Source organism: Bradyrhizobium sp. RT6a, assembly GCF_040547675.1.
Classification (GTDB): domain Bacteria; phylum Pseudomonadota; class Alphaproteobacteria; order Rhizobiales; family Xanthobacteraceae; genus Bradyrhizobium.
This window is the reverse complement of the sequence record NZ_JBEPQC010000008.1, coordinates 232,964-258,213: the sequence shown is the minus strand read 5'-3', so window position 1 is coordinate 258,213 and position 25,250 is coordinate 232,964. Positions and strand designations below refer to the sequence as shown.

At 63.9% G+C, this 25,250-nt stretch carries 25 protein-coding genes and 1 pseudogene; 17 read left to right on the top strand and 9 right to left on the bottom strand.

Features of this window, described 5'->3' with window-relative positions:
• The first annotated feature begins 126 nt into the window (after positions 1–126).
• Positions 127–1,938 (top strand): translation elongation factor 4, encoded by a 1,812-nt coding sequence (lepA, locus tag ABIC03_RS32105; RefSeq protein ID WP_354064051.1) that lies wholly within the window; start codon positions 127–129, stop codon positions 1,936–1,938.
• Between the two features lie 459 nt (positions 1,939–2,397).
• Here lepA and ABIC03_RS32100 read toward each other — a convergent pair whose 3' ends face one another.
• Complete coding sequence (locus ABIC03_RS32100; RefSeq protein ID WP_354064049.1) at positions 2,398–3,132, bottom strand: SDR family oxidoreductase; 735 nt, start codon at positions 3,130–3,132, stop codon at positions 2,398–2,400.
• A 109-nt stretch (positions 3,133–3,241) separates the two neighbouring features.
• On the opposite strand from ABIC03_RS32100, the gene ABIC03_RS32095 reads away from it, so the two are divergent.
• The gene (locus ABIC03_RS32095; RefSeq protein ID WP_354064158.1) at positions 3,242–4,198 is read left to right on the top strand and encodes a LysR substrate-binding domain-containing protein; all 957 of its coding nucleotides are present in this window, start codon (positions 3,242–3,244) and stop codon (positions 4,196–4,198) included.
• A 77-nt stretch (positions 4,199–4,275) separates the two neighbouring features.
• A pseudogene (locus ABIC03_RS32090) lies at positions 4,276–4,425 on the top strand (TetR family transcriptional regulator); the annotation flags it as partial.
• A gap of 119 nt (positions 4,426–4,544) precedes the next feature.
• Here the strand turns inward: ABIC03_RS32090 and ABIC03_RS32085 are convergent.
• The gene (locus tag ABIC03_RS32085) at positions 4,545–5,318 is read right to left on the bottom strand and encodes an SDR family NAD(P)-dependent oxidoreductase (RefSeq protein ID WP_354064047.1); all 774 of its coding nucleotides are present in this window, start codon (positions 5,316–5,318) and stop codon (positions 4,545–4,547) included.
• Positions 5,319–5,485: 167 nt separating this feature from the next.
• Between ABIC03_RS32085 and ABIC03_RS32080 the strand changes: the two genes are divergently transcribed.
• Positions 5,486–5,824: a response regulator gene (locus tag ABIC03_RS32080; RefSeq protein ID WP_275172904.1), complete on the top strand. Its 339-nt coding sequence runs from the start codon at positions 5,486–5,488 to the stop codon at positions 5,822–5,824.
• A gap of 20 nt (positions 5,825–5,844) precedes the next feature.
• On the opposite strand, the gene ABIC03_RS32075 is transcribed toward ABIC03_RS32080, so the two are convergent.
• Together ABIC03_RS32075 and ABIC03_RS32070 are read right to left on the bottom strand one after the other, a co-directional pair.
• Positions 5,845–6,054 carry a hypothetical protein gene (locus tag ABIC03_RS32075; RefSeq protein ID WP_027514367.1) on the bottom strand — a complete coding sequence of 70 codons (210 nt, stop codon included), beginning with the start codon at positions 6,052–6,054 and terminating at the stop codon, positions 5,845–5,847.
• Between the two features lie 14 nt (positions 6,055–6,068).
• On the bottom strand, positions 6,069–6,242 hold the full coding sequence (locus ABIC03_RS32070) for a hypothetical protein (RefSeq protein WP_275172905.1): 174 nt from the start codon (positions 6,240–6,242) through the stop codon (positions 6,069–6,071).
• A gap of 474 nt (positions 6,243–6,716) precedes the next feature.
• On the opposite strand from ABIC03_RS32070, the gene ABIC03_RS32065 reads away from it, so the two are divergent.
• Entirely contained in the window at positions 6,717–7,223 is a 507-nt protein-coding gene (locus ABIC03_RS32065; protein WP_354064044.1) for a GNAT family N-acetyltransferase, read from the top strand.
• 53 nt (positions 7,224–7,276) lie between these two features.
• Here the strand turns inward: ABIC03_RS32065 and ABIC03_RS32060 are convergent, their stop codons facing one another.
• Positions 7,277–8,677, bottom strand: coding sequence for a TAXI family TRAP transporter solute-binding subunit (locus ABIC03_RS32060; RefSeq protein WP_354206215.1), 1,401 nt, complete (start codon positions 8,675–8,677; stop codon positions 7,277–7,279).
• A gap of 233 nt (positions 8,678–8,910) precedes the next feature.
• Between ABIC03_RS32060 and ABIC03_RS32055 the strand changes: the two genes are divergently transcribed.
• The 3 genes from ABIC03_RS32055 (at position 8,911) to ABIC03_RS32045 (ending at position 11,472) form a co-directional block, all read left to right on the top strand.
• Positions 8,911–10,065: an acyl-CoA dehydrogenase family protein gene (locus tag ABIC03_RS32055; protein ID WP_354064042.1), complete on the top strand. Its 1,155-nt coding sequence runs from the start codon at positions 8,911–8,913 to the stop codon at positions 10,063–10,065.
• A gap of 205 nt (positions 10,066–10,270) precedes the next feature.
• Positions 10,271–11,023, top strand: a complete 753-nt coding sequence (locus tag ABIC03_RS32050) for a hypothetical protein (protein WP_354064040.1) — start codon at positions 10,271–10,273, stop codon at positions 11,021–11,023.
• Positions 11,024–11,067: 44 nt separating this feature from the next.
• Complete coding sequence (locus tag ABIC03_RS32045) at positions 11,068–11,472, top strand: cupin domain-containing protein (protein WP_354064038.1); 405 nt, start codon at positions 11,068–11,070, stop codon at positions 11,470–11,472.
• A gap of 109 nt (positions 11,473–11,581) precedes the next feature.
• Here the strand turns inward: ABIC03_RS32045 and ABIC03_RS32040 are convergent, their stop codons facing one another.
• On the bottom strand, positions 11,582–13,750 hold the full coding sequence (locus ABIC03_RS32040) for a putative bifunctional diguanylate cyclase/phosphodiesterase (protein ID WP_354064036.1): 2,169 nt from the start codon (positions 13,748–13,750) through the stop codon (positions 11,582–11,584).
• Between the two features lie 113 nt (positions 13,751–13,863).
• Here ABIC03_RS32040 and ABIC03_RS32035 point away from each other — a divergent pair, with 113 nt between their 5' ends.
• The 5 genes from ABIC03_RS32035 (at position 13,864) to modC (ending at position 17,541) form a co-directional block, all read left to right on the top strand.
• Positions 13,864–14,058, top strand: a complete 195-nt coding sequence (locus ABIC03_RS32035; protein WP_354064034.1) for a hypothetical protein — start codon at positions 13,864–13,866, stop codon at positions 14,056–14,058.
• A gap of 161 nt (positions 14,059–14,219) precedes the next feature.
• Positions 14,220–15,164: a penicillin-insensitive murein endopeptidase gene (gene mepA / locus ABIC03_RS32030; RefSeq protein WP_275172910.1), complete on the top strand. Its 945-nt coding sequence runs from the start codon at positions 14,220–14,222 to the stop codon at positions 15,162–15,164.
• A gap of 222 nt (positions 15,165–15,386) precedes the next feature.
• Positions 15,387–16,169, top strand: a complete 783-nt coding sequence (gene modA / locus ABIC03_RS32025) for a molybdate ABC transporter substrate-binding protein (RefSeq protein WP_354064032.1) — start codon at positions 15,387–15,389, stop codon at positions 16,167–16,169.
• Between the two features lie 11 nt (positions 16,170–16,180).
• Entirely contained in the window at positions 16,181–16,876 is a 696-nt protein-coding gene (gene modB / locus ABIC03_RS32020; RefSeq protein ID WP_354064030.1) for a molybdate ABC transporter permease subunit, read from the top strand.
• A 2-nt stretch (positions 16,877–16,878) separates the two neighbouring features.
• The gene (gene modC, locus ABIC03_RS32015; RefSeq protein WP_354064028.1) at positions 16,879–17,541 is read left to right on the top strand and encodes a molybdenum ABC transporter ATP-binding protein; all 663 of its coding nucleotides are present in this window, start codon (positions 16,879–16,881) and stop codon (positions 17,539–17,541) included.
• 70 nt (positions 17,542–17,611) lie between these two features.
• On the opposite strand, the gene ABIC03_RS32010 is transcribed toward modC, so the two are convergent.
• Positions 17,612–19,405, bottom strand: coding sequence for a potassium/proton antiporter (locus ABIC03_RS32010; protein WP_275172913.1), 1,794 nt, complete (start codon positions 19,403–19,405; stop codon positions 17,612–17,614).
• Positions 19,406–19,616: 211 nt separating this feature from the next.
• On the opposite strand from ABIC03_RS32010, the gene ABIC03_RS32005 reads away from it, so the two are divergent.
• The 3 genes from ABIC03_RS32005 to radC all read left to right on the top strand — a co-directional run bounded on the left by ABIC03_RS32005 (position 19,617) and on the right by radC (position 22,693).
• The gene (locus ABIC03_RS32005; protein WP_275172915.1) at positions 19,617–20,933 is read left to right on the top strand and encodes a mechanosensitive ion channel family protein; all 1,317 of its coding nucleotides are present in this window, start codon (positions 19,617–19,619) and stop codon (positions 20,931–20,933) included.
• 128 nt (positions 20,934–21,061) lie between these two features.
• The gene (gene map / locus ABIC03_RS32000; protein WP_354064025.1) at positions 21,062–21,880 is read left to right on the top strand and encodes a type I methionyl aminopeptidase; all 819 of its coding nucleotides are present in this window, start codon (positions 21,062–21,064) and stop codon (positions 21,878–21,880) included.
• A gap of 99 nt (positions 21,881–21,979) precedes the next feature.
• Positions 21,980–22,693, top strand: a complete 714-nt coding sequence (gene radC, locus ABIC03_RS31995) for a RadC family protein (protein ID WP_354064023.1) — start codon at positions 21,980–21,982, stop codon at positions 22,691–22,693.
• Here radC and ABIC03_RS31990 read toward each other — a convergent pair.
• Together ABIC03_RS31990 and ABIC03_RS31985 are read right to left on the bottom strand one after the other, a co-directional pair.
• Positions 22,690–23,010: a YMGG-like glycine zipper-containing protein gene (locus tag ABIC03_RS31990; RefSeq protein ID WP_354064021.1), complete on the bottom strand. Its 321-nt coding sequence runs from the start codon at positions 23,008–23,010 to the stop codon at positions 22,690–22,692. The genes radC and ABIC03_RS31990 overlap by 4 nt on opposite strands.
• Before the next feature lie 158 nt (positions 23,011–23,168).
• Entirely contained in the window at positions 23,169–23,543 is a 375-nt protein-coding gene (locus ABIC03_RS31985; protein ID WP_354064019.1) for a hypothetical protein, read from the bottom strand.
• 250 nt (positions 23,544–23,793) lie between these two features.
• On the opposite strand from ABIC03_RS31985, the gene ABIC03_RS31980 reads away from it, so the two are divergent.
• Positions 23,794–25,182 (top strand): peptidoglycan-binding protein, encoded by a 1,389-nt coding sequence (locus tag ABIC03_RS31980; RefSeq protein WP_354064017.1) that lies wholly within the window; start codon positions 23,794–23,796, stop codon positions 25,180–25,182.
• Positions 25,183–25,250: the final 68 nt, after the last annotated feature.

The following is a 25,250-nucleotide window of genomic DNA, read 5'->3' as shown; positions in this document are numbered from 1 at the left end:
GGGCCTGGACATCAGGCGTTGCGTAGCGCGTTTCGGGGCTTCGTGGAATCAGCTTGGCGTGAACAAAGGCCCTGAAAATACAGCAATATGGTTGCCGCACGGGGATGTGAGTGGTATCCCGCGCCCATGACGACCGTCCCCATTTCCAACATCCGCAATTTCTCCATCGTCGCCCATATCGACCATGGCAAATCGACGCTGGCCGATCGCCTGATCCAAATGACCGGCGGTCTCACCGACCGGGAAATGGCGGGGAAGGAGCAAGTGCTCGATTCCATGGACATCGAGCGCGAGCGCGGCATCACCATCAAGGCGCAGACGGTGCGGCTTGCGTACAAAGCCAAGGACGGCAAGGATTACATCTTCAACCTGATGGACACGCCCGGCCATGTCGACTTCGCCTACGAAGTCTCGCGGTCGCTGGCGGCCTGCGAGGGTTCCCTGCTCGTGGTCGACGCCAGCCAGGGCGTCGAAGCGCAGACGCTCGCCAACGTCTACCAGGCACTCGACAACAACCACGAGATCGTCCCGGTCCTGAACAAGGTCGACCTTCCCGCCGCAGAGCCCGAGAAGGTCAAGCAGCAGATCGAGGACGTCATCGGCATCGATGCCTCCGACGCGGTGATGATCTCGGCCAAGACCGGCCTCGGCGTGGCCGATGTGCTGGAGGCCATCGTGACGCGCCTGCCGCCGCCGAAGGGCGATCGCGATGCGACGCTGAAAGCGCTGCTGGTCGACAGCTGGTACGACGTCTATCTCGGCGTGGTCGTGCTGATCCGCGTCGTCGACGGCGTCATGAAGAAGGGCAGCCGGGTCCGCATGATGGGCACGGGCGCTGCCTACGACATCGAGCGCGTCGGCTTCTTCACGCCGAAGATGACGCAGGTCGACGAGCTCGGCCCCGGCGAGATCGGCTTCATCACCGCCGCGATCAAGGAAGTCGCCGACACCCGCGTCGGCGACACCATCACCGACGACAGGAAGCCTGTCACCGAAATGCTGCCGGGCTTCAAGCCGGCGATCCCGGTGGTGTTCTGCGGCCTATTCCCGGTCGATGCCGACGACTTCGAAACACTGCGGGCCGCGATGGGCAAGCTGCGGCTCAACGACGCCAGCTTCTCATTCGAAATGGAAACCTCGGCCGCACTCGGCTTCGGCTTCCGCTGCGGCTTCCTCGGCCTGTTGCATCTGGAGATCATCCAGGAGCGGCTGTCGCGCGAGTTCGATCTCAATCTGATCGCGACCGCGCCGAGCGTCATCTACAAGATGAAGCTCAACGACGGCACCGAGATCGAGATCCACAATCCCATCGACATGCCTGACGTGGTCAAGATCGCGGAGATCCAGGAGCCCTGGATCGAGGCCACGATCCTCACCCCCGACGAATATCTCGGCAGCGTGCTGAAGCTGTGCCAGGACCGCCGCGGCGCGCAGAAGGAGCTGACCTACGTCGGCTCCCGCGCGATGGTGAAATACGATCTGCCGCTCAACGAGGTCGTGTTCGACTTCTACGACCGCCTGAAGTCGGTCTCCAAGGGCTACGCCTCGTTCGACTATCATCTCACCGACTACAAGCCGGCCGATCTGGTCAAGATGCAGATACTGGTCAACAACGAGCCGGTCGACGCACTCTCGATGCTGGTCCACCGCACCCGCGCCGAAGGCCGCGGCCGCGCCATGGTCGAGAAGATGAAGGATTTGATCCCGCCGCACATGTTCCAGATCCCGATCCAGGCGGCGATCGGCGGCAAGGTGATCGCGCGCGAAACGGTCCGCGCGCTGCGCAAGGACGTCACCGCAAAGTGCTACGGCGGCGACATCACGCGCAAACGGAAACTTCTGGAGAAGCAGAAGGAAGGCAAGAAGAAGATGCGGCAGTTCGGCAAGGTCGACATCCCGCAGGAAGCCTTCATCGCCGCGCTGAAGGTGGACAGCTGAGGCGAGCGCCTCGCCCGGCTCTAGCGAGATGAGACAGGGCCGGTTCGGGACCTTTAGGCGGACAATAGAAAACGCGAAAACAACCCCATGCACAGTAGCCGGCACGTTGTTGGCATTGGGTTTTTCGAGCTTCCGATTTTACGAAATCTATTTGACTCGTCGGGCAAAACAGGAGCATGATGCCATCATCGCAAGCCGTGGGATTGGCAAGCTGTTGTGTGCAGGCCTGCGATGTCGAGCTTTCAACTCTGAGGCGTGTGCACTTGATCGTTCCAGCTTCTTGAAGCGTGCGCAAAGCTCGTCACGCTGGCCGCGACGACGTAGGATCTGAACGAACATGACGACCTCGCTCGTTCACGCCTGCGACGTCTATTTTGTCCCTCCGGACGCGCTGCAGCGTGCAACGCTGCTGCGCAAAGCCGGGATCCAGCAAGCATGTCGCAAGCCATAATCAAATAATCAGACGAGACGGGCACCGCCATCGATGTGAAGCGTCTCGCCATTCATGAAGCGGTTGCTCATCAGGAAGACCACAGCGTTTCCGGCTTCCTGCGCCGTGCCAAGGCGGTGCAGCGGCAGCTTGTCGTTGAGAGCTGCCACGTAATCATCGCGGCCGTCGCCAAGTGTGCGCGCGAGCAGAGGCGTATCGATCGTACCAGGCGACAACGTGTTCACGCGGAGCGGGGCCAATTCCAGGGCGAGGCCCCGGGCGAAGGCTTCCATAGCAGCCGAGGCGGCGGCAAGCACGGCGGTGCCGTATGCGTTTGGTCGGTCGGCCAAGGCTCCGGAAATGAAAGTGACTGATCCGTCGGCGGCAATTCGGCTTCCGAGGCTGCGCAGGACATGAACAGCCGCCCAGATGCGCTCATCGAAAGCGCGGCGCAAATGATTGACGTCCGCCGCAAATATCTTGCCCGCGACGAAACTGCCGGCAAGCAGAACGAGATGATCGACGTGGGGGATATCGGCTAGTGCGGCGGCGATCGTTTCAGGTTTGGTCACATCGGCGGAGCGCCAACCGGCGAACCCATTCTCGGTGGCAACCCGCTCAGCTCCCGCGGCACCGAGCCCGATAACGATGACTTTGCCACCGGCTGCGTGGGCCTGTTGGGCCGCGGCAAGGCCAATTCCCGACGTACCACCGAAAATGACGACGGTTTGGTCCTTGAGAGAGCTGGAGGGCAAATCGGTCATGAAGGCGGTCCTTTCGAAGGGCAGCGCCCAACGCGCGGCCGATGGACTCAATCTAGACGCCTCGGTTTTGCTTGATAATCCCGCACATTGTCCGCTCTATTATGCCGCCATGGAACAAATCAGCCTCGACCGACTGACCGGACTTATCGCCTTCGCCCGCTCCGGATCGCTTGGCAGCTATACCGCCGCCGCTCGCGCTCTCGGCGTCTCGCCTTCGGCCGTCAGCAAAAGCGTTCAAAGGCTGGAGCAGCGTCTTGGCCTCCGCCTGTTCAGCCGAACCACCCGCTCGCTGACCTTGACCTCGGAAGGCCGAGATCTGCACGAGCGGACACTGCGCCTTTTGCGGGAAGCGGATGCGATCGAACAGGCGGCATCTGCCGCGCGGTCCGAGCCCGCTGGCGTTTTGAGGATTGCAGCGCCTCTGCCGATCGGCACCCATATTCTCGCCGCGGCGTTGCCGCGCTTTCGCAGTCGCTATCCAAAACTTGCGATAGACCTGCGGCTCGGCGATCAGTTCGTCGATCTTATTGAAGAGGGCATCGATGTGGCGATCCGCGTCGGCGAGCTTGCCGATTCTCGGCTGATCTCACGGCAACTCGCGCCTCACCGCATCTGCGCATTCGCGTCACCGGAATATCTGGCTCGGCGCGGAACGCCGAAGAGCCCGCACGAGCTGGTCAATCATGACTGCGTAAACTTTCGCTTCCAGAGTTCGGGGCAGATTTTTCGGTGGCCTTTGATCGTCGGGGACCGCTCGATCGAGCTCGTTCCCGATGCCGGGATCATCACCGACGTCAGCGATGCCGTCGCCGTGGCCATTGCGTCGGGTGGCGGTATCGGCATTACGCCCACCTACGTCGCAGCACCCTACGTGCGGCGAAAGGAGCTCTTGCCGGTGTTGCAGAATTTCGCCGTTCCGAGGACCAACATCACCGCACTTTGGCCGGAAAGTCGACGCGGCAATCCCAATGTGACGAGCTTCATCGCGTTCTTGTCCGAAGTCTTCACGTCGCGACCTTCATGGGACGACGTGGTCGCCAAAGCCGGTCAGGATGTCGAGAGATGAAGCTTGCAGTCTCGCCAACGCCCGCCGGGGACCGTTAACAGAGGCGACGGCTGCCTTCTAACGTCGCCTTCTGCCCGATCGCGTTGAAAACGCCAGGGGCGGCGCTTCATGGCCTCGTTGAACTCGAACGTTCAGGCCTCATCAGACCTGCCGCGCGCGACAAACGCATCGCCCTTGTCGTTCGGACAATTACAGTTTCCGGGCGCAGTTCGCCTGCTCGCGGCTGATACCGCTCAGTTGTCGGCCACCTCACACCCGTGCCTGTCTCCATATCCGATCATGTTGCGCCGAAGCGTCGCCAATCGGCAGAGACTTTGCTAGACCTGTGACGCAAGGCTAAATGCCTTTACGCCGGAGGCAACGCCACCCCCGTCAACTCGCCCAGTCTGTCGAGAAGTCTCTCCTGAAAATCGCGGTCCGTCGCTTCGTGCGCCGGCTCTTGGCGCCGGAGGTCATGCCAGTAATGACCGCTGACCAGGGCGGCGGGATCGTCGTTCACCGCCAGCCAGGTCTGCGTCCGTTGTCCGGTGGCCACGCCGACCGGCGCTCCGGCACCGCCCATTTTGGTGCGCGCCCAGCCGGGATCGACCGCGTTGCTCAGCACCTGCGGCCAACGCCGCGCCAAGGCAAAGGCCAGCGCGACCATGTGCAGCTTGCTCTCCGCGTACGCCTTGGCCGGATCCCAGGTTCGCCTTGTCCAGTCGAGATCGCTCAACGATCCCTCTCCGCCGCGATGTAGTCCGCTGCTGAGATAGACCAGGCGATCGGGGCGTTTCATCAGGGCGGTGAGCAAATAGGGCGCGAGCGTGTTGACCGCCAGGGTGGTGGCGTGGCCTTCGGGCGTCGGGCCGCGGCTGCGCTCGGTATAGACCCCGGCGTTGTGGATGACCGCGTCCATTCGCCCGATTGCGTTGACCTGATCTGCCACGTGCCTGGTCTGGGCGGCGCTCTTGAGGTCGCCGATCACGACCCGCGCGGAATGCGATTCAAGCCCGGCGATTGCCGCCGCACGTTCCGCTGATCGCGCGTGCAGGACCACCTGGTGGCCCTGTTCGAGGAGAGACTGGGCAGCTGCCCGGCCCAAACCGTCCGTACTGCCCGTGATGAAGACGATTGCCATTGCCGCTCCAGTTCGATTCCCCGCTTCGGTGCCTCCGTCGAAAGCTCAAGGAGAATGCAACATGTTCGACTGATCATGCCGTGGCGCAAAGAGCGCCGAACGAAGACATCAGAACCGAACAATCTTCCAGGACGCGCATTAACATTCGATAAGTTAGGAATGACCGCATGTCGAATTTCGTCATGCTGCTGGTCGAGGACGACTCGCTCCAGCGCGAAGTTCTATCCGACCTTCTCAAGGACGAAGGGTTCGAAGTCGTCGAATGTGCCACCGCAGAAGCGGCGGAGCTTATCGTGGCATCGACGGGCACGGAGCTACGGGCGCTCATCACCGATCACAACCTCGCGGGGAGAATGACCGGGCTCGAGCTCGCAGAGTACGCTCGCAGTGCCCATCCCGGACTCAACATCGTGCTGATGTCCGGGACGGTGATGGCGCCGCTGCCGCCCAACACGACCTTCTTGCACAAGCCGTTTGCGCCCGCCCATTTGCTGGCGGCCGTTTAGAATCAGAATATCCTCGGAGGTCATCCGCCCGAATTTTCTGCGCCGACGGCGTTCTCGCTCTCCGGCACCGTCAGCCGGACAGAGTGACCCTGCCGCATGGCGAGCGATGCCGCCGCAACAGCCGCCTCGAAAGCGGCTTCCTTGGTCTGGTAAGTATTCCGGATTTCGCCATCGTGGTCGACGTGCCAGGCGCCGTCCCTGCCAACAATATCATAGGCTGCGAGGCCCATAATCTATCCCTCCTTCATGCGTCCGGTGTTGCCTCGGACGCCTGGGTGCTGCTCACCGGGTCCGACGCCGGGAAACTGTCCTTCAAGCCCTTTTCCAACTCGTCGTCCTTGGCCTTGTCGCGTCGGATGCCACGCTTGAGATCTTCCGCGTTCTTGTCCGGCGGTGCCGGATCGAATTTCTCGGTCATGCAAGTGTCCTTTCGCTACCTCAAACGTCTGGAGCTGATGACCGTTCCTCCGAAGGAACCGACGCAGTCGCGGTTTGCTGTCGAATGGAGAAACCAGAAAGCGCGTGCAGCGCAGTGCTCTTTCATTCAGGTTGCGTCTCGCGCCATAACACATCTTGTGATAGTATCGCGCATCCCTCGGATCAGGAGAAGGCAATGAAAGCTTCGGTTTTTGCGTTAGGGAGCTTGATCATTCTGTCGATCACATCAGCGCACGCAGCTCCCAAAGCCCCGGCCGCCCCGCCCACGGCGGTCAGCTCGGTCGCATGTTCCACCTCGGGTGGCGGCTTCGGGAGCTACCCGTCAGGCTGCCGAAACGGAGCAAACTTCAAGACCTACAATGAATGCAAGGAATCAGGCGTCAAGCGCGGCTGGAGACACGAAGACATGGCGTGGTACTGCAGCGGTCTGGGACTGCAATAGCGAGCGGTCATTGTGCTTTTCACGGCCGCGAACCCGGCGCGACGACTGGAGCGACCCATGGAATGCACAATCCGGCCCGCACTCGCAGATGATGCCGATGAGATCAGCGCGGTCATCTTGTGGGCACTGCGGGAAACGAACGCGAAGGACTATGCGGACGGGATCATCGAAAGGATCGCGCATGGCTTCAGTCCCGAAGCCGTACGGCGGCTGATCGGACTACGCACCGTCTTTGTCGCCACGATCCGCAGCCGCATCGTTGCGACCGCAGGTCTCGACGGAAATGTGGTCCGCACCGTCTTCGTGGCTCCCGATGTTCAGGCCCGGGGCATCGGCAAGCTGCTGATGGCCGAGATCGAGCGCACGGCGCGCGCACGAAACGTTGCTTCGCTGACCGTCCCTTCTTCCGTCACCGCCGAGACTTTCTACGCGCGGCTCGGGTTCAAGGCGGTGCACGACAGCTATCATGGTGACGAACGCACGATCATCATGGAGCGCCTGCTACAGGACCCGACCTAGATCCGTTTTGGACTGTTCTCCGGGATTCAGCGGGCAGCGGGCTTACTCTATCGCTACCGCCGCGCGGCGAGCACGTTCGAAGGAGGGGTTTGCAACGCTGCGCGCCTCTCGCTGAGGGCATGATCGAACAGTTCGAGCACCAGGCCGAAGGCTGCCAGCTCCTCCTCCTCGATGGCGCCATCATCGTAGCAGCCAAGCGTTTCCTCGATGATGGCATCGACCTCCTGCTGCATGGCCAGCAGTTCGTGGTCGAACTCCGCAGTGCGCACCTTGGAAACCAGCGCCAGAATTCTGTTGCGATGGCCAGTGTTCTCGTCGCGTTCATCCCGATTCAGATATTGACGCAGCCAGGCGCCGGCCGAGCCGATGCCGGAGAGAAGCAGGAGCGCAAACCAGAAGTAGTCGCCGTACCTGTCGAGGAAGGTGCGCTCGGTCCCGTCGATCACGGCCGCCGCTCCCCGGTGAACCGGCAGCTCGGCTTCTTTCTCGGTGTCCGGCTTGGTGATTTGCGCAGCGCCAGGCACCTGCCTGGCGATCGCCTGGCGGAGGGCGAATTGCTGGCGGTAAAACGCCGCCACTGTCGTTTCGGACAAGGCATTCCGCGCGACGATCAAATGGCTGACACTGACGGTCTCCACCTTGTCGTCCGGCCGGGCTGGATTCGCATTGAAAATGCTTGGCGGAATTTCCTCCGATTCATAACGAGGATGCTTCAGGGCGATGGTTTCCGATGCGTCGATCGCGAGAAATTTCGGCTCGCCCCGCGTCCGGGCGGTCGCGGCAATCGCGTCGGCGGTTATCTTGCTATCGAGCGGACCGACCGCCATGAAGGCGTCGAGGCTCGGGTCACGCGCCAGCTCCTCGAGCTGGCCCGTGCCGAATTGAGCGACCGTGACCTTGTCCGGCTCCACACCGGCGGCGCTCAGGATGACTCTCAGCAACGCGGCGTTCGCCGGGGTCGCGCCGATCACCCCTACCCTGCGCCCTGCGAGATCGGCGATCTCCTTGATTTTCGGCGCCGGCTTTCGCTTGGAGCCCTTGCCCGCCGGTCCCGAAGAAGACCACAGCACGACGAAATTCTTGCGCAAGATGACGACTGTTTGCGCGTCGGCCGGCATTTCCAGATCGCCGCGACCGACCGCAAGGTCGGCCTTGCCGGCACCGAGCAGAGCGAGAGCTTCGGCCGCTCCGGCAGTCGCGATCGGAGACAACCTCACGGTCCTGCTTTCGCTAGCAAAGGCCTCGGTCATCGCCTCGATCACTTTGTGGTCGTTGCTTCCCGGCGGTCCGACGGCAATCCGAAGAGTTATCGGCCGCAGCGCGTAATACAATGTACCCGCAGCAGCTCCGAAAACGAGAAATCCGATAGCTAAAATCAGCAGCAAGGTCTTCGTCTGTCTCCGCCCTCGGCGGGCTGCATCACTGCGTTTCATCGGAGCATCAGACGAGGACATTTGCCGCTGCCGGTTGGAGGCCAAATCGCTGCCTGTTTCGGAAGAGTATCATGCTGTTCTGGAAAACGATAATGTCCGAGCAGTACCAATAGTTTCTTGGGGCCATCATCACTGATCCCGCACTTCAAGTTTGAGGATTGCCGGGATGACGCCGCACACCTTGATCCTCCTCTGCAAATAGATCACCATCGCGAGATCGACCGCTCACAGCAAGAATGGGCGAGGAAACGCGCATGAACGCAACTCCCGGATTTGGCCTCGTCGAACGCGCCCGCGCCCTCGCACCGCTCATTGCAAGCGAGGCTGACGAGATCGAGCGGTCGCGACGGCTGACGCCGCCCGTTGTCAACGCGCTGATCGAGAACGGGCTCTATCGCGCGCTGCTGCCGCAGAGTCTTGGCGGCGCCGAAGCGCCGCCGGAAGCCTTCATGCAGATGCTGGAGGAGATCGCGAAAGCGGATGCCTCCACCGCCTGGTGCCTCGGCCAATGCACGGTCTGCGCGATGATCGCGGCCTCGCTCGACCACGAGACCGCGCAGGAGATCTTCAACACGGCGCCGGGCGTCCTCGCCTGGGGCGCGATCGCGCATGAGGCGCGGGCGGTCGAGGGCGGCTATCGTGTCACGGCGCGCTGGGATTTTGCCTCGGGCTCGCGGCAGGCGAGCTGGCTCGGGGCGCATGTCCGCATCGTCGGCGCCGACGGCGCCCCGCGGAAAAATGCCGACGGCTCGGCGGAGGTGCGCACCATCCTGTTTCCGGTCGCGAGCGCCGTGCTGCACGACGTCTGGCAGGCGATCGGGCTCGCCGGCACCGGCACCGATTCCTACGAGGTCGCCGACCTGTTCGTCCCCGAGCGCTTCACCGCGTTTCGTGACGTGCCGTCCGCGCTCCGCGAGCAGGGTCCGCTCTACAGGATCGGCACCGGCTCGTCGTTCAGCCTCGGCTTTGCCGCGGTGTCGCTCGGGGTGGCGCGCGCCACGCTGGATGCCGCGATCGCACTGGCGCGCGGCAAGCATCAGTCGCTGGCGGCCAGCGCCATGCACGACAACGGGGCGGTCCAGGGCCTGATCGGCCGCACCGAGGGCGATCTTCGCGCTGCGCGCGCCTATCTCTACGCGACGGCCAATGCGATGTGGCGCGATCTCCGCGCGACCGGCGCGTTCAGCGCGGCGCATCGGAGCTCGGTTCGCCTCGCCGCGACCTGGACCATTCACCAATCGGCCAAGGTGGTCGACACCGCCTATCACATGGCCGGCGCGACCGCCGTATTCCGCAGCAATCCGTTCGAGCGCCGGTTTCGCGACATGCACGCCATCGCCCAGCAGATCCAGGCGCGCGACACGCATTACGAGGATGTCGGTAAGATGATCCTTTCAGGGGATCGCTGACGTCGACCAATTGCGAAAGTGCACGCACGCTGACCTATATTGAGTTCGCATCCAGCGTCCTCGCCGCTGAACCTTTGTGAATTTTCCCGGACCAATTTCTATAGCTACAGGAACGACGGCTTTTCCGCCGTGACCGCGCCGACCATATGGAAGCGATAATTCCGAATTGTCTTTAGCGCGCCGATTTGCGCAAGAGAGGTCCGTTATGGGCCGCACAGCTGGCAGGAAAGTCAGTTGCCATGCCATTCAGGGGCGTTCGCCGGGATGGCACCATGGTGGCATGCTCATTGTTGCCACCCTCTGCATCGCATGCACTCTCCTGTTTGCGAGCGAAGCCGTGGCTCAATGCTCGGCGCGAGACGTTCTGCGGAATAACCTGAAGCTCAAGCAAGCGCCCTCTGATCGGCCGCAGATCCCAATCAAATCCGCCGCCGATCACCCCGTGTGGAAGACGATCAAGATCGGGACGTTTGCAAACTTCTTCGCCCTCAGTAACGCGTTGGATGCCGCAGGTTGCGGCATCGGAAACTCGGCTGGCGAAATTCTCGCGCGACCAACGTTTACCGTTAGCGCCACGACAACGAGCGTCGAGCTTTTCACGGTGTCGGCAGCCGAACTAGGCTTTCGGACCGACACTGCGTTGCTGGCGGACATCTATGCGCGCGCCAAACGCTTGGGTTTCGGCCTGGCGGCTGCAGAAGTCGGACCACAACTGAGGCTTCAATATTTTGACCAGCCGATCGGTGAATTTCTCATCATCGGAATGGAGCCCATCAGGACCTGGCAGGGCGCCCCCGTCATCTTGAATGTAGCCAATGGCGGCGCGGGACTCATCCTCATCGGCCAGGATGGCAGCGCCGACGCACAGATCCCCGCGGCATCCCGCTTCGTATTCGTGCGGTCCCATGAAACCGCTCCTGCCGAGGGGCAAGAGGCCGTAACACTTGTCGGCCGGTGAACTTTCGATCGTGCGCACGTCGAAAGTACGATGGAGGTAAAAAAATGAACTGCCTGCGCATTTTCTCTACGCCTGATGGCGAATCCCATTTTGGGGAAATTGATATTCCCACGACACTAACGCGATCGTTTCCCAACGGAGCGCCTGCCGCCAACTACGAATCCTCGCGTTCCGCATTCTACGAAGCCTCGCGAGTTCGTTTTGTTCGTATCCCAGGAGGGGCCCGCGAAGCGGACTTTCATAACCCACCCGGCCGACTCCTTGCCATTTGGTTGGACGGCGAGGTCGAGTTTGAAACGAGCGACGGAGAGGTGAGGCGTGTCTCCGCTGGAAAGGCGGTTCTGGTCGAGGATACGCATGGGAAAGGGCATATCTCGCGCCATCCACCGGAAGGGCAAAATGTTATACAGGTTTTACTGCCGCACGGCCTCGATGCGCCTTCTGCGTAGTCGGTGTCGGCCAATCGCATCACTTCGTGGCGTGGCAGTTCACTCCCTGTCGGATCGAAGCGTCATCGGCGAAGCAGCTCCCATCGAGCCGGGTTCATGAGTACGCGCGCTAGGCCACCAGCGCGGCGTCTTCCTCGCCGCCGTCGATGCCCCGTTGCGCGGCGAGCAGGCTGATGATCTCGATATTCGGCCGGGCCTTGCTGAAGAGAAAGCCCTGGCCCTCGTCGCAACCTTCGGCGCGGAGGCAGCTCAGCTCGGCTTCGGTCTCGACGCCTTCGGCGGTGATGGTGACGCCGAGGCCTTTGCCGAGGCTGACGATGGAGCGGATGATCGCCTGGGCCTCGCGATTGGCGCCGAGATCGCGCACGAAGGACTGGTCGATCTTGATCTTGTCGAACGGGAAGCTGCGCAGGTAGCTCAGGCTGGAATAGCCGGTGCCGAAATCGTCCATCGAGATGCGCACGCCGAGCGCGCGCAGCGCATGCAACGTCGCCAGCACCTGGGCACTTTTCTCCAGCAGCAGCGTCTCGGTGATCTCGAGCTCCAGCCGCCGCGGCGGCAGGCCGGAATGCTTCAACGCATCCGTCACCACCGAAAGCAGATTGCCGCTGCGGAACTGGAGCGGCGACAGGTTGACGGCGACGCGGACGTCGTCCGGCCAGGTCGCGGCATCGTGACAGGCCCGGCGCAGCATCAGGCCGCCGAGCGGATTGATCAGCCCGGTTTCTTCCGCGACCGGAATGAACTCGGCCGGCGAGATCATGCCGCGCTCGGCATGAGGCCAGCGCACCAGCGCCTCGAAGCCGGTGATGCGGCCGCTCTGGAGGTCGATCAACGGCTGGTAATACGGCCGCAGCACGTCGTTCTGGATGGCGTCGCGCAGCTCGACCTCGATCTTGCGGCGGGTCTGCGCTTTCGCATCGAGCGCCGCCTCGAAGAACGCGAACGAGCCGCGCGCATCCAGCTTGGCGCGCGACAGCGCCATGTCGGCGCTCTTGAGCAGCTTTTCGGAATCGTCGCCGTCGCCCGGCGCCATCGCGATGCCGATGGAGGCACCGACCACCACGGAATGGCCGTCGAGCAGATAGGGATCGGCGATGGCTTCCAGCAGGCGCTTGGCCAGCAGCACCGCATCCTCGGGACGCGTCAGGCCGCTCTGCACGATTGCGAACTCGTCCGAGTTCAGCCGCGCCAGCGCGTCCTCCTCGCGCAAGGTCGAGCGCAGCCGCTTGGCGACGCCGCGCAGCAGCTTGTCGCCGACCGCGTGTCCCAGCGTGTCGTTGACCGCCTTGAAATTGTCGAGCCCCAGCATCAGCAGGGCGACCTTGTCTGTGCTGCGCCTTGTATGCAGCAGCATCTCGTCGACCTGCTGGCGCAGCAGATTGCGGTTTGGCAGACCGGTCAGCCCGTCATGCTGGGCCATGAAGGCGAGCCGCGCCTCGGCGCGCTTGCGCTCGGTGATGTCCATCAGCGCGAGCAGCACCGCGGGCCGCTCGGCATAGGTCAGTTCGCGCGAATAGATCGCAAGGTCGATCAGGGCGCCGTCGGCCTTGACGTGCTTCCAGGTGCGTCCGGCCTGCTCCTCGCCGGCCGAATCGGCGGTCCAGGGCGGCTCGCTGTCAAAAGCCTGAAGGGAACGGATCGTCAGCCGCTCGAACTCGGCGCGGCTGTAGCCGTAATGGGCGACCGCGGCATCGTTGACGCCGAGGATGCGCTCGTCGTCCAGTGCGCAGACGATCATGGGGACGGGATTGCCGTCGAACAGCAGGCGGAACGAGGCCTCGCGCTGCTTCAACTCGGTGATGTCGACGCGCAGGCCGACGACGCCGCCGTCCTCGGTCAGCCGCTCGTCGATCAGGATGACGCGGCCGTCCGCCAGCTTCTGCTCGTGGCGCGAGCCGGGCTGATAGAGCTTTTGCAGCCGCTCGGCGATCCATTCTTCCTCGTGGCCGGCCGCCTCGGGATAGTCGCCGCGGGCGACGCCGATGCGCAGCGTGTCCTCGAGGCGCGCGCCTTCCTCGAACAAATCGGCGGTCTTGCTGTAAATCTCCGCGTATTGCTTATTCCAAAGGACATAGCGGCCCTCGGCATCGAGAAACACGATGCCTTGCGGCAGGATCTCGATGGCCTGGCGCAGGCGCTCATGGGATTTGCGCGCTTCCGCGATCGCAGCCTCGGCCTCGGCGCGGCTGCGCAGAACTTCGTCGCGTTCGGACGGAGGATGAGGGGCGCGCGCAAAGCGCGGCTTGCGCGGGTGCAGGCCGGGCCTGCCAAGCACGCTTCCCTTTCGCTTTTTTGGTCTTCGAAACCCCAAACTCAACTTCACTCGTCCCAGTCGCACCCAGCGACCGCAACTCTTGGAGCAAGTGTCTGAAAAAAAAGTAATCTTGGGTGGCATGGCGATGCGACGCACGGTCTGGCAGCCTCGAAAAAACAGCCCGCATTGCCCGTTTGCAAGGCCCGGCGGCGCCGATGGGCGCTCCAAGCGCATCGCATCGTCGTCATCGGAGAACGAGATGGCGCAAAATTGCGCGCCGCCTTGATTCATTTCCGGGATCGCACGCGATTGTATGCAGAAGTGAGTGAGCAGACGTCCCGCGCACGAATTTTGGTCAATGCATGAGAGGGTTATCGCATCGTTAAAAATCGGCCGCCCGACGCCGCGGAACCGCGACTTTTGGACGAAATTTCAGCGGAGGGACTGTTTCTTAACCCTGACGCGGTGTTGGGGTTATAAGGATGTCAGCATGAGTCCCCGCCGCCTCGCCCCTCTCCTGCTCGTCATGACGCTCCTGGCCGCCGGCGACGCGCTGGCCCAGGACAAGGGCAGCGTCAACCCAAAGCCGCTGCCGCCGCTCGCCAATCTGAACGATCCCAATATCGGCGCCAAGGAGCTGTTCGCGCGAAAGCTGCTGCCGTCGAAGGGACCGGCGCACGTCATCGGCTCCTATGTGAAGGGCTGCATCGGCGGCGCCGAGCAGATGCCCCTCAACGGCGACAATTGGCAGGTGATGCGGTTGTCGCGCAATCGCAGCTACGGTCATCCCGCGATGATCGCGCTGATCAAGCGGCTTGCGGCCAGGGCGCACAAGGACGCGGGATGGCCGGGCATCCTGGTCGGCGACATCGCCCAGCCGCGCGGCGGGCCGGCGCTGTCCGGCCATGCCAGCCACCAGATCGGCCTCGATGCCGACATCTGGCTGACGCCGATGCCGGACCATCGGCTCTCGCGCGAGGAGCGCGAGGACATGTCGGCGGTGATGATGGTGCGTCCGGACCGGCTCGACATCGATCCAAAAGTGTTCACGCCGGGCCATGTGCTGGTGCTGCGCGACGCGGCGCAGGAGCCGGCGGTGCAGCGCATTTTCGTCAATGCCGCGATCAAGAAGGCGCTGTGCCGCGAGGCCAAGGGCGACCGTTCCTGGCTGTCGAAGATCCGGCCGTGGTGGGGCCACGACTATCACTTCCACATCCGCATGCACTGCCCGGCGGGCGCGAGCGACTGCGAGAGCCAGCCGTCGCAATCCGACGACGAAGGCTGCAAGCCCTCCGATCTCGCCTACTGGTTCAGCGACGGCGTGCTGCACCCCAAACCCCCGCCGGAGCCCCCGAAGCCGAAACCGCCGATGACGCTGGCGCAGATGCCGGGGGCGTGCAAAGCCGTGCTGCACGCGGGCAATGCGAAACCGTAAAGCCTTCGCGGTCGTCCCGGCCATTCCAGGTTGGCGCCATGCGGACCGCCGCCTTTGACCTGTTCCGCCACCCTGTTATGATGACCCAGCGATCGCTTGCCGGACCGTAAGTCCGTCGGGCTTGCCGGAACAGCGCTTCCGCCGGTCGCAAGCCTCATTCAACCAACGCCGTCTTGCGCGCGCCGCCTTGCGTGCCCTGAGCGCGCGCATGGAGCGCTTCCGATGTCTCGCCTTTCCGTGCTTTTTTCGGCTTTGCTCGTTCTGGCCGCGGGCCTTTCGCCTGTCGCCGCCGAGGACAAGACCATCACCGTGTTCGCGGCAGCCTCGATGAAGAACGCGCTCGACGAGGTCGACGCCGCCTACACCGCCAGGACGGGCGTCAAGTTCAGCGTCAGCTATGCCGCAAGCTCCGTGCTCGCCAGGCAGATCGAGCAGGGCGCGCCGGCCGATGTGTTCGTCTCCGCCGACACCGACTGGATGGATTACGCCATCTCCAGGAAGACCATCAACGAGCCGACCCGGGTCAATCTGCTCGGCAACAGCATCGTGCTGATCGCGCCGAAGGATTCCAGGCTCGACAACGTGCCCATCGTGCAGGGGTTCGACCTCGCAAAACTCGCCGGCGACGGCAGGATCGCGACCGGCGACGTCAAGTCCGTACCAGTCGGTAAGTATGCCAAGGCGGCGCTGGAAAAGCTCGGCGCCTGGCAGGCGGCGGAGCCGAAATTCGCCATGGCCGAGAGCGTGCGTGCCGCGCTGACGCTGGTCGCGCGTGGCGAGGCCAACCTCGGCATCGTCTATTCCACCGATGCCAAGGTCGAGCCCGGCGTGAAGATCGTCGGCACCTTCCCGGCGGATTCGCATCCCGCGATCATCTATCCCGTCGCTGCAACCACGACAGCAAAGGGTGAGACCAGCGACTATCTCGCCTTCCTGCGCTCGACCGCCGCCAAGACCATTCTGGAAAAATACGGTTTCAAGTTCCTGATCAGCCCCTCTACATAATTTGCGATTTGATGCTCGACATCTCTCCCGCCGAATGGACGGCAATCCTGCTCTCGCTCAGGGTTGCCGTGATCGCTACGCTGGTGGCAACGCCGTTCGGCATTGCGCTGGCATGGCTGCTCGCGCGGCGTGATTTCTGGGGCAAGTCGGTGCTCGATGCGCTGGTGCATCTGCCGCTGGTGCTGCCACCCGTCGTCACCGGCTATCTGCTGCTGCTGACCTTCGGCCGCCGCGGCCTCGTCGGCGCTTTCCTCGCGGACCATCTCGGCATCGTCTTCGCCTTCCGCTGGACCGGTGCTGCGCTTGCCTGCGGCCTGATGGCGTTTCCGCTGCTGGTGCGTCCGATGCGGTTGTCGATCGAGGCGATCGACCGCCGGCTCGAGCAGGCCGCCGAGACGCTCGGCGCCACTCCTTTCAAAGTGTTCTTCACGGTGACGCTGCCCTTAGCGCTGCCCGGCGTGCTCGCCGGCATGGTGCTTGGCTTTGCCAAAGCGATCGGCGAATTCGGCGCGACCATCACCTTCGTCTCCAACATTCCCGGCGAGACCCAAACGATTTCGTCCGCGATCTACTCGCTGATCCAGACGCCGGACGGCGACGCCGCCGCCGGACGGCTCGTGATCGTCTCGATCGTGCTGGCGCTCGGCGCGTTGATCGCGGCCGAATGGTTCGCCCGCCGCGCCACCGCGCGCCTGCACGGGAATTGACCATGCTGCGTGTCGACATCGAAAAGCAGCTCGGCGAGTTCTCGCTGTCCGCCGCCTTCGCGAGCGAGGGCCGCGTCATCGGCCTGTTCGGAGCGTCGGGCGCCGGCAAGACCTCGCTGGTCAACATGATCGCGGGGCTGCTGCGGCCCGACCGCGGCACCATCGTGATCGACGGCGAGACCGTCGACGATAGCGCGGCCGGTATTCATGTCCCGACCTGGCGCCGCCGCATCGGCTATGTTTTCCAGGATGCGCGGCTGTTTCCGCATCTCAATGTCGCGCAAAATCTCGACTATGGCAGGCGGATGAACGGCCTCGCGCCCGATCCGGCGCAGCACAAGCGAATCATCGAGCTGCTCGACATTGGCGCGCTGCAGGGTCGCCGCCCCGGAAAACTTTCCGGCGGCGAGCGCCAGCGCGTCGCGCTCGGTCGCGCGTTGCTGTCGAGGCCGCGCCTGCTGCTGCTCGACGAGCCGCTCGGCGCGCTCGACGAGAGCCGCAAGCTGGAGATCCTGCCCTATCTGGTGCGGCTGCGCGACGAGGCCAACGTCCCCATGGTCTATGTCAGCCACGACGTCGCCGAGCTGCGCCAGCTCGCGACGCAGATCGTGATGCTGAAACAGGGCCGCGTGACGTCGTTCGGCGGGGTGAAGGTGCTGACGTGAGGGCCTGTTGCACATTCCCGTCTTGTGTCGTTGGGTTTCGTTGCCAAACTCGACGCGGACTACGTGGGAGCTAAACCCCCGCCACCGACGTCCACAAATCCGCCAGCTTGCGCCGCAGGACCTGCCTGCGGGTCAGCGGCGCGGGCGCTTCCTCGTCTTCCGGCAGACGCAGGCCGACGACGTTGACGCGGCCGCCGGAGATGGAGCGCGCGACGAGCACGATCGGATCCAACGCAAGCTCGGCGCCCTCTTTCGGTGCGCGGTCGAGATGGACGTCGAAATAATCAGCGAGCGTGTGCCCGCTCTCGTCCTCGCTCACCTTCACGCCGTAGATCTCCGCGAGCTCGGCGAGCGTGTGATCGCCGGAAACCATGAAGTCGCCGAGTAGATGCGGATCCGGCGCCGAGCTCGGCTGCATGTCGACGAAGAAGCGGTCGAGCGATTCGGCCTTTTCCGGCGGCGCCAGCAGATAGATGTAATCGCCGGGCGCGATCGGCTCGGCTTCAATCGGCGTCAAAATGTTCTCGTTGCGGATCACCAGCGTCGGCTTCGACCAGGACGGGATCAGACCGCGGCGAAAATACAGGCTCTTGGGCCGCACCGGATAGCCGACGAGCTGCTGCTCAAGCTGGCCGGGCAGGTCCAATTCGACACGGCGCGGGCCGCGTTCGGCGCGCGGCAGCGCCACGTGCAGCTTGCGCGCGGCTGGCGCCAGGGTCCAGCCTTGCAGCAGCAGCGAGATGATGACGACGACGAAGGCGACGTCGAAATAGAGATAGGCCTTCGACAGCCCGACCAGCATCGGGATCGAGGCCAGGAAGATCGCGACCGCGCCGCGCAGGCCGGTCCAGGCGATGAAGATCTTTTCGCGCCAGTTGAAGCGGAACGGCGCCAGGCACACGAAGACGGCGATCGGCCGCGCCACCAGCATCAGGACGAATGCGATCCCGACCGCCGGCAGCACGCTGCCGCCAAGCCTGCTCGGCGAGACCAGCAGACCGAGCAGCACGAACATCACGATCTGCGCCAGCCAGGTCGCGGCGTCCAGGAAGGCCACGACCGAATTATGTGCGCGCGTCGGGCGGTTGCCGATGATGATGCCGGCGAGATAGACCGCGAGGAATCCCGAGGCATGCATGATCTGCGAGCCGCCGAAGATGACGAGCGCGGCGGTGGTGACGAACGGCGCATGGAGGCCCTGCGGCAGCGCGACCTTGTTGAGCGCGATGACGACCAGACGCCCACCGATCACGCCGACGACGGCGCCTAGCACGGCCTCCTGGGCGAACTCCATCAGCACATGCGCGGCCGTGCCCGTTCCCAGCGAGATGTATTCAACCAGCATCAGGGTCAGGAAGATCGCGAAGGGATCGTTGGTGCCGGATTCGACCTCCAGCGTCGCGCCGACGCGCGGGCGCAGGCGCAGGCCCTGGGTATGCACCAGCAGGAACACTGCCGCCGCGTCAGTCGAGGCCACCACGGCGCCGACCAGCAGCGACTCCGTCCAGTTAAGGTCGAGCGCATATTTCGCGAACGGTGCCGTGATCAGCGCGGTCAGCAGCACGCCGACGGTCGCGAGCACCATGGAAGGCGCGAGCACGGTGCGGATGCTGGCAAAGCGGGTGCGCAAGCCGCCGTCGAACAGGATCAGTGCAAGCGCGACCGAGCCGACCAGATAGGTGGTTCGGACGTCGTCGAACTGCAGCTGTCCGGGACCGGAATCGCCCGCGAGCATGCCGATCGCGAGGAAGACGAGCAGAAGGGGCGCGCCGAAGCGCAGCGCAAGCAGGCTTGACAGGATCCCGGCCAACACCAGGACGGCGCCGAGCAATATGGCGAGGCTGACGGAGTCGAGGGAGGCCATCCACCTTCCGGGTACGAAATCGCTGGAATTGCATCCTTATCGTCGGCGGACTCCCACGCCAACCCATTTTCTCCCGCTCGCGGCAATCTGCCTGCATTTTGCGGCCTTAACGCACTTCACTTAGCGGTGTATCGGTGGTCCGGCCGGGCCCTTTGTGGGATTCTCCGGCGCGCTCGAATCAACACTTCCCACCCGCTTCCCGACGAGACCGATGGACATGGACCTCAAAGACTTCATGGAGTTCGTGGAGACCACCGCGCGCAGCGTCGGGGCCGAAATCTCCTCGCCCTGGTTCTACCTGCAATTCGGGCTCATTCTGGCCGCGGCCGGCATCGCCTATGCCGCCGAAGCCGCCGTTCGCAGCCGGATCGACATGACCTCGCTGGCGATGCGCTGGCCGCTGCCGCTCCGGCACTTCGCCCGGGTGATGGTCTCCAGCGCCTCGACGGCGGCGTTCACCCTGCTCGTGATCGTCTCGCGCGTGGTTATGTACCATGCGACCTGGCCGAGCCGCAGCTATCTCCTGATGGTCGCCGCCAAGCTGGGGTTGGCCTGGCTCGCGATCCGGCTGCTGACCTCGGTGCTGCGCAACGCCTTCATCGTCAAGCTGGTGTCGATCACGGCCTGGTTCGTCGCGGCGCTCTCGATCGTCGGCCAGCTCGATGCGACGGTCGACCTGCTCGACTCCTTCGCCATCGTGCTCGGCGGCCTGCGGCTGACGCCGCTGCTCGTGATCAAGGCCGGCGCGCTGCTGCTCATCGCGCTCTGGCTCACCAACATCGCCAGCAATTTCGCCGAGAGCCGGATCAACTCGACCACCGATCTGACGCCGTCGGTGCAGGTGCTGCTGGTCAAGATCATCCGCATCGGCCTGCTTGCGGTCGCGATCGTGATCGCGCTCGGCGCGGTCGGCATCGATCTCTCGGCGCTCGCGGTGTTCTCCGGCGCGGTCGGCGTCGGCATCGGTATCGGCCTGCAGAAGATCGTCGCCAATTTCATCTCGGGGATCATCCTGCTCGCCGACAAATCGGTGAAGCCCGGCGACCTCGTCACCATCGGCGACAACACCGGGCGGATCAGCGCGATGAAGACGCGCTATATTTCGGTCGCGGCCGGCGATGGCCGCGAATTCCTGGTGCCGAACGAGGATCTGGTGACGCAGAAGGTCGTCAACTGGACCTACACCGACAAGAACACGCTGGTGAAGATCGCCTTCGGGACCAATTACGACGCCGACCCGCGGCTGGTCTGCAAGCTCGCCGCCGAGACCGCGGCCGCGCATCCGCGCGCGCAGAAGGGCAAGCCGCCGAATTCCATCCTGACCGAGTTCGCCGAAGCCGGGATGAAGTTCTCGCTGACCTTCTGGATCGCCGACCCCGACGGCATGGACAACGTCAAGAGCGACGTGATGCTGGCGCTGTGGGATTCCTTCAAGCGCGAGGGCATCCGGGTTCCCTACCCCGTCCGCGAAATCCGCATCCGAGGCGGCGCCCTGCCGGTGGAAACCACCGTAGAAGTCCCGAATTGAGCCGGCTTTCGGGCGCATGCCCGCCACGCTTGGCTTGCATGAAGGCTCGCGATCATTAAATTGGGGCCTTAAATCAGTCCCTTGCGCCCACCTCGATACCGGCCCCGTGCCGAGAAGACCGCATCCGCATGAGCTACGTCGAAGCTACCGATACCTCGCTCCGCAAGACCGGACAGATCAAGCTGCATGGGCCAAGCGCCTTTGCCGGCATGCGCAAGGCGGGAGCGCTGGTGGCGAAGTGCCTCGACGAGCTCACCGACATCGTCGGGCCCGGCGTTCCGACCGAGCGCATCGACCAGTTCGTCCGCGACTTCGCCTTCAGCAACAATGCCTATCCGGCGACGCTGATGTATCGCGGCTATCGCTATTCGACCTGCACCTCGCTCAACCACGTGGTCTGCCACGGCATGCCCGGCGATCGTCCGCTGAAAGAGGGCGATATCGTCAACATCGACGTCACCTTCATCGTCGACGGCTGGTACGGCGATTCCAGCCGGATGTATGCGGTCGGCCCGATCGCGCGCAAGGCCGAGCGGCTGATCGAGGTGACCTATGAGGCGATGATGCGCGGCATCGCCGCGGTGAAGCCCGGCGCCACCACCGGCGACATCGGCCACGCCATCCAGAGCTTCGTCGAGCCGCAGGCCATGAGCGTGGTGCGCGATTTCTGCGGCCATGGCCTCGGGCGCATGTTCCACGACGAGCCGAACATCATCCATGTCGGACGGCCCGGCGAGGGCGTGCAGCTCAAGCCCGGCATGTTCTTCACCATCGAGCCGATGATCAATCTCGGCAAGCCGCATGTGAAGATCCTGTCCGACGGCTGGACCGCCGTGACCCGCGACCGCTCGCTGTCGGCGCAGTTCGAGCATTCCGTCGGCGTCACCGCCACCGGCGTCGAAATCTTCACGCTGTCCGAGCGGCACGGCGAGAAGCAGATCGGGTGAGGGCGCGGCCGACCTTCGGGTCGCCGGCTGACGTGAACCGGATTTGCCGGCGCAATTGACGGTTGCAAAAACGGTTATCCGCGGCAATGCTGGCGGCCGATGCCCGCCAAGACCGACCACGACAAGAGCAAGCTCGAAGAAGCGCCGCACTATCTCGGCCATCGCGAACGGCTGCGCGAGCGCTTCTACAGCGCGGGTGCGGACGCGCTCAGCGACTACGAGCTTTTGGAGATGGCGCTGTTTCCGGCGCTGCCGCGGCGTGACACCAAGCCGCTGGCGAAGACACTGATCAAGACCTTTGGCTCGTTTGCCGAGGTCGTGCATGCGCCGGTGGCGCGCCTGCGCGAGGTTGACGGCATGGGCGAATCCGCGATCCACCAGCTCAAGCTGATCGCGGCGGCGGCGCATCGCGTCGCCAAGGGCGGGGTCAACAGCCGCAACGCGCTATCGTCCTGGAACGAGGTGATCGACTATTGCCGCACCAGCATGGCTTTCGCCGACAAGGAGCAATTCCGCCTGCTGTTCCTCGACAAGCGCAACCAGCTCATTGCCGACGAGGTGCAGCAGACCGGCACCGTCGATCACACCCCGGTCTATCCCCGCGAAGTGATCAAGCGCGCGCTGGAATTGTCCGCGACCGCGCTGATCCTGGTGCACAACCACCCCTCAGGCGATCCCTCACCCTCGCAGGCCGACATCCAGATGACCAAGGCGATCATCGACATCGCCAAGCCGCTCGGCATCGCCGTGCACGACCACATCATCGTCGGCAAGAGCGGACATGCGAGCTTGCGCGGAATGCGGCTGATCTAATAGCAATATCGCGGATCGACCGGGACATAGGAGCCGTCCCCGCGCTGCATGTAGCAGCCGCGCTGATAGGCGTAATAGCCGGAGCGGCGGCGTTCGCCCTCGGAGGCGATCGCAGCGCCCGTGCCGGCACCGACGACCGCACCGATGGCGGCTCCGCGGCCTCCGCCGATGGCGCCACCCACGATCGCTCCACCGACGCCGCCGAGGATGGCACCGCCAATTGCGTCCTGCGCCGCCGCCTCATGAGCAGGCATCGCCATCACGACTGTCAGACATGCCGCGATGGCCAAACTTCCAATGCGAAGACCTCGAAGCATGCTCGCCCTCCCCTGTGGTCAGACGAGTCATAGCGCCGCAGCTGGATTCGGACCAGAAGAATCACCACGCCGGGACCCGGCACTTCTCGCGATGGCGTTGGAGGCTCGGCTCGAAGGCGGCTCAGGCCATGTCGCGTGCGCAACGCGGGCCGTTCATCTCAAGCATCGGCCCAGCGCTGCACGGCGTCGACGGTGTCGGCCGGCGTGGTGTTGAAGCAGATCGCGGCGTCAGGCGCCAGGCGGTGGACGAGGTTGAGCACCTTCTCGAACAGCAGCAGGCGCTCCTTCGGCTCGCGCAGGCCCGCGCCAATCACGATGCAGTCGAAATTCTCCTCGCGCAACGCTGCCGTCACGGCGGCTTCCGCCGCGGCATCGAGATCGATCAGGCAACTCGTGACTTCGTAACCAAGATCGCGCAGGCGCAGCAACTGCGCATCGATATAGTCGCGCACGAGCTCCGGCGTGAGCTGCGGGAATGCGCTGTAATCCGCGTTGCCGGGTTCGATGCCGATCGCGAGGACGCGCGTGGTCATGCAGGGCTCCTTGCCGGACTGCCGCCTCGCTAACGGAGAGCGGCCCCTCCCGGTTCCCTCGCGGGGCGGCCGCCCTGATCCCGGTCCTGCCGCTCATTTCCCGGCGAGGTTGTAACCCACTTCACACGCGGTGGCCCTGCGGCCTGCCAGACTTGCGGGAGATCACGCTGGCCTTACGCCCTGATCACGGCACCTGGTTCATTTCGACTAACGCGCAGTTGCGAAAATTCATTCATTGCGGGAGCGGAAAATGATTTCATTCGAGAGTCTGAAAAGCGAATACGAGGGTAATTGGGCCAATCTCGAGATCCGGCCTGCACGCCTCTCCGACGCGAACGCGGTCGCGCGCAAGGCCATCAACGGCAAGGCGACCTATCAGCAGATCGAACGGTTGACCGGCGTCCCCTGGTATTTCGCTGCTCTCTGCCACTACCGCGAGTCCAATTTCGATTTCGACACCTATCTCGGCAACGGCGAAACGCTTCATCGCACGACGACCATCGTTCCGAAAGGACGCGGCCCGTTTGCCACGTTCGTGGACGGCGCCGTGGACGCCTTCAGAATCCAGAATTTCATCGGCGCTCACGATTGGGGGATCGGGCGGATTCTGTTCCGGCTCGAAGCCTTCAACGGCTTCGGCTATCATGCCAAGGGCTGCAATTCGCCGTATCTCTATGGCGGTTCGACGCTGTATGGCCCGCCCGAGGCAAGGGCCGGCAAATTCGTCCGCGATCATGTGTTTGATTCGAACCACGTCGATTCCCAGCTCGGCACCGCGGTGATCCTGCATGCAATGATGTCGCTGGATTCCTCGATCACCCTCGACGGCAGCCCGCAATTCGCGAGCCGCGCGGAGCCGGAGGACGACGCGGCATCGACGATCGTTCTCATGCAGCAGGCGCTCAACAAGCTCGGCGCCAATCCGCCGCTCGCCGAGGACGGCATCAGCGGACCGAAGACCAGGGGCGCGGTCTCGCAGTTTCAGCAGCAGAACGGTCTGAGAGACACCGGACTTCTCGACGGCGCCACGGTCGCCACCCTCACGCGCGCGGCGCAGTCGGGCCCCACCGGACCGACCGGCGATATGTCCCGGATCATGAAGCGGCTGGAGGACGTCGCGCAATTGCTGCGGCCACCGGTCGGCCCTGCGACGCCGGCTACGACGACATCGGGCAACACGCTGCCCGCCACCACGGATCCGATCAGCCTGTTCGAGCGACTCTTTTCCCTGGTCAACAAGACAGCCCCCATGCCAGGACCCCTCACCCCGACCAGTTCCGCCCCCGTCGATCAGTTGAAGCAGGTCGTCGATCTGCTCGGTACCTTGCTCAACAGGGACGGCAAGCCCGTCCTCGGCCAGGTCAATGGCGCGCTCGGCGACACCATCGGCAAGATGCTCGACGGCAAGAAGACTGCGCTCGGCATCGGCGGCTCGCTGATCACGGCGTTGCTGACTTCGGTGACGGCGAGCCCCACTGCAGGCGGTATTGCCGGACTGCTCGGGACGCTCGTGTCGGCCGTGCCGGGCCTCGGCCAGTTCGCGATGCCGATCTCCCTGGCGCTCACAGCCTGGGGCGTGCTCGGCAAGATGGAGAAGTGGGCCCAAGGCACCGCGCCGCCACCCAGGCCGACGACGTAGCCTGCGGCCGTCCTTCCAGACGCCCGCCTATGGCGGGCTCTCAGGATGAGGTCGCGTTTCGCGACGCC

Bases quoted from the DNA above. Each gene is read 5' to 3' on its own strand.
- lepA (WP_354064051.1), top strand. From the start codon at position 127: ATGACGACCGTCCCCATTTCCAACATCCGCAATTTCTCCATCGTCGCC.
- ABIC03_RS32045 (WP_354064038.1), top strand. From the start codon at position 11,068: ATGAACTGCCTGCGCATTTTCTCTACGCCTGATGGCGAATCCCATTTT.
- ABIC03_RS32070 (WP_275172905.1), bottom strand. From the start codon at position 6,242: ATGACCGAGAAATTCGATCCGGCACCGCCGGACAAGAACGCGGAAGAT.
- ABIC03_RS31985 (WP_354064019.1), bottom strand. From the start codon at position 23,543: ATGACCACGCGCGTCCTCGCGATCGGCATCGAACCCGGCAACGCGGAT.
- ABIC03_RS32055 (WP_354064042.1), top strand. From the start codon at position 8,911: ATGAACGCAACTCCCGGATTTGGCCTCGTCGAACGCGCCCGCGCCCTC.
- ABIC03_RS32010 (WP_275172913.1), bottom strand. From the start codon at position 19,405: ATGGCCTCCCTCGACTCCGTCAGCCTCGCCATATTGCTCGGCGCCGTC.
- map (WP_354064025.1), top strand. From the start codon at position 21,062: ATGAGCTACGTCGAAGCTACCGATACCTCGCTCCGCAAGACCGGACAG.
- ABIC03_RS32060 (WP_354206215.1), bottom strand. From the start codon at position 8,677: ATGTCCTCGTCTGATGCTCCGATGAAACGCAGTGATGCAGCCCGCCGA.
- mepA (WP_275172910.1), top strand. From the start codon at position 14,220: ATGAGTCCCCGCCGCCTCGCCCCTCTCCTGCTCGTCATGACGCTCCTG.
- ABIC03_RS32100 (WP_354064049.1), bottom strand. From the start codon at position 3,132: ATGACCGATTTGCCCTCCAGCTCTCTCAAGGACCAAACCGTCGTCATT.
- radC (WP_354064023.1), top strand. From the start codon at position 21,980: ATGCCCGCCAAGACCGACCACGACAAGAGCAAGCTCGAAGAAGCGCCG.
- ABIC03_RS32075 (WP_027514367.1), bottom strand. From the start codon at position 6,054: ATGGGCCTCGCAGCCTATGATATTGTTGGCAGGGACGGCGCCTGGCAC.
- modA (WP_354064032.1), top strand. From the start codon at position 15,387: ATGTCTCGCCTTTCCGTGCTTTTTTCGGCTTTGCTCGTTCTGGCCGCG.
- ABIC03_RS32050 (WP_354064040.1), top strand. From the start codon at position 10,271: ATGGGCCGCACAGCTGGCAGGAAAGTCAGTTGCCATGCCATTCAGGGG.
- ABIC03_RS32005 (WP_275172915.1), top strand. From the start codon at position 19,617: ATGGACATGGACCTCAAAGACTTCATGGAGTTCGTGGAGACCACCGCG.
- ABIC03_RS32080 (WP_275172904.1), top strand. From the start codon at position 5,486: ATGTCGAATTTCGTCATGCTGCTGGTCGAGGACGACTCGCTCCAGCGC.
- ABIC03_RS32085 (WP_354064047.1), bottom strand. From the start codon at position 5,318: ATGGCAATCGTCTTCATCACGGGCAGTACGGACGGTTTGGGCCGGGCA.
- ABIC03_RS32095 (WP_354064158.1), top strand. From the start codon at position 3,242: ATGGAACAAATCAGCCTCGACCGACTGACCGGACTTATCGCCTTCGCC.
- ABIC03_RS31980 (WP_354064017.1), top strand. From the start codon at position 23,794: ATGATTTCATTCGAGAGTCTGAAAAGCGAATACGAGGGTAATTGGGCC.
- modC (WP_354064028.1), top strand. From the start codon at position 16,879: ATGCTGCGTGTCGACATCGAAAAGCAGCTCGGCGAGTTCTCGCTGTCC.
- ABIC03_RS31990 (WP_354064021.1), bottom strand. From the start codon at position 23,010: ATGCTTCGAGGTCTTCGCATTGGAAGTTTGGCCATCGCGGCATGTCTG.
- modB (WP_354064030.1), top strand. From the start codon at position 16,181: ATGCTCGACATCTCTCCCGCCGAATGGACGGCAATCCTGCTCTCGCTC.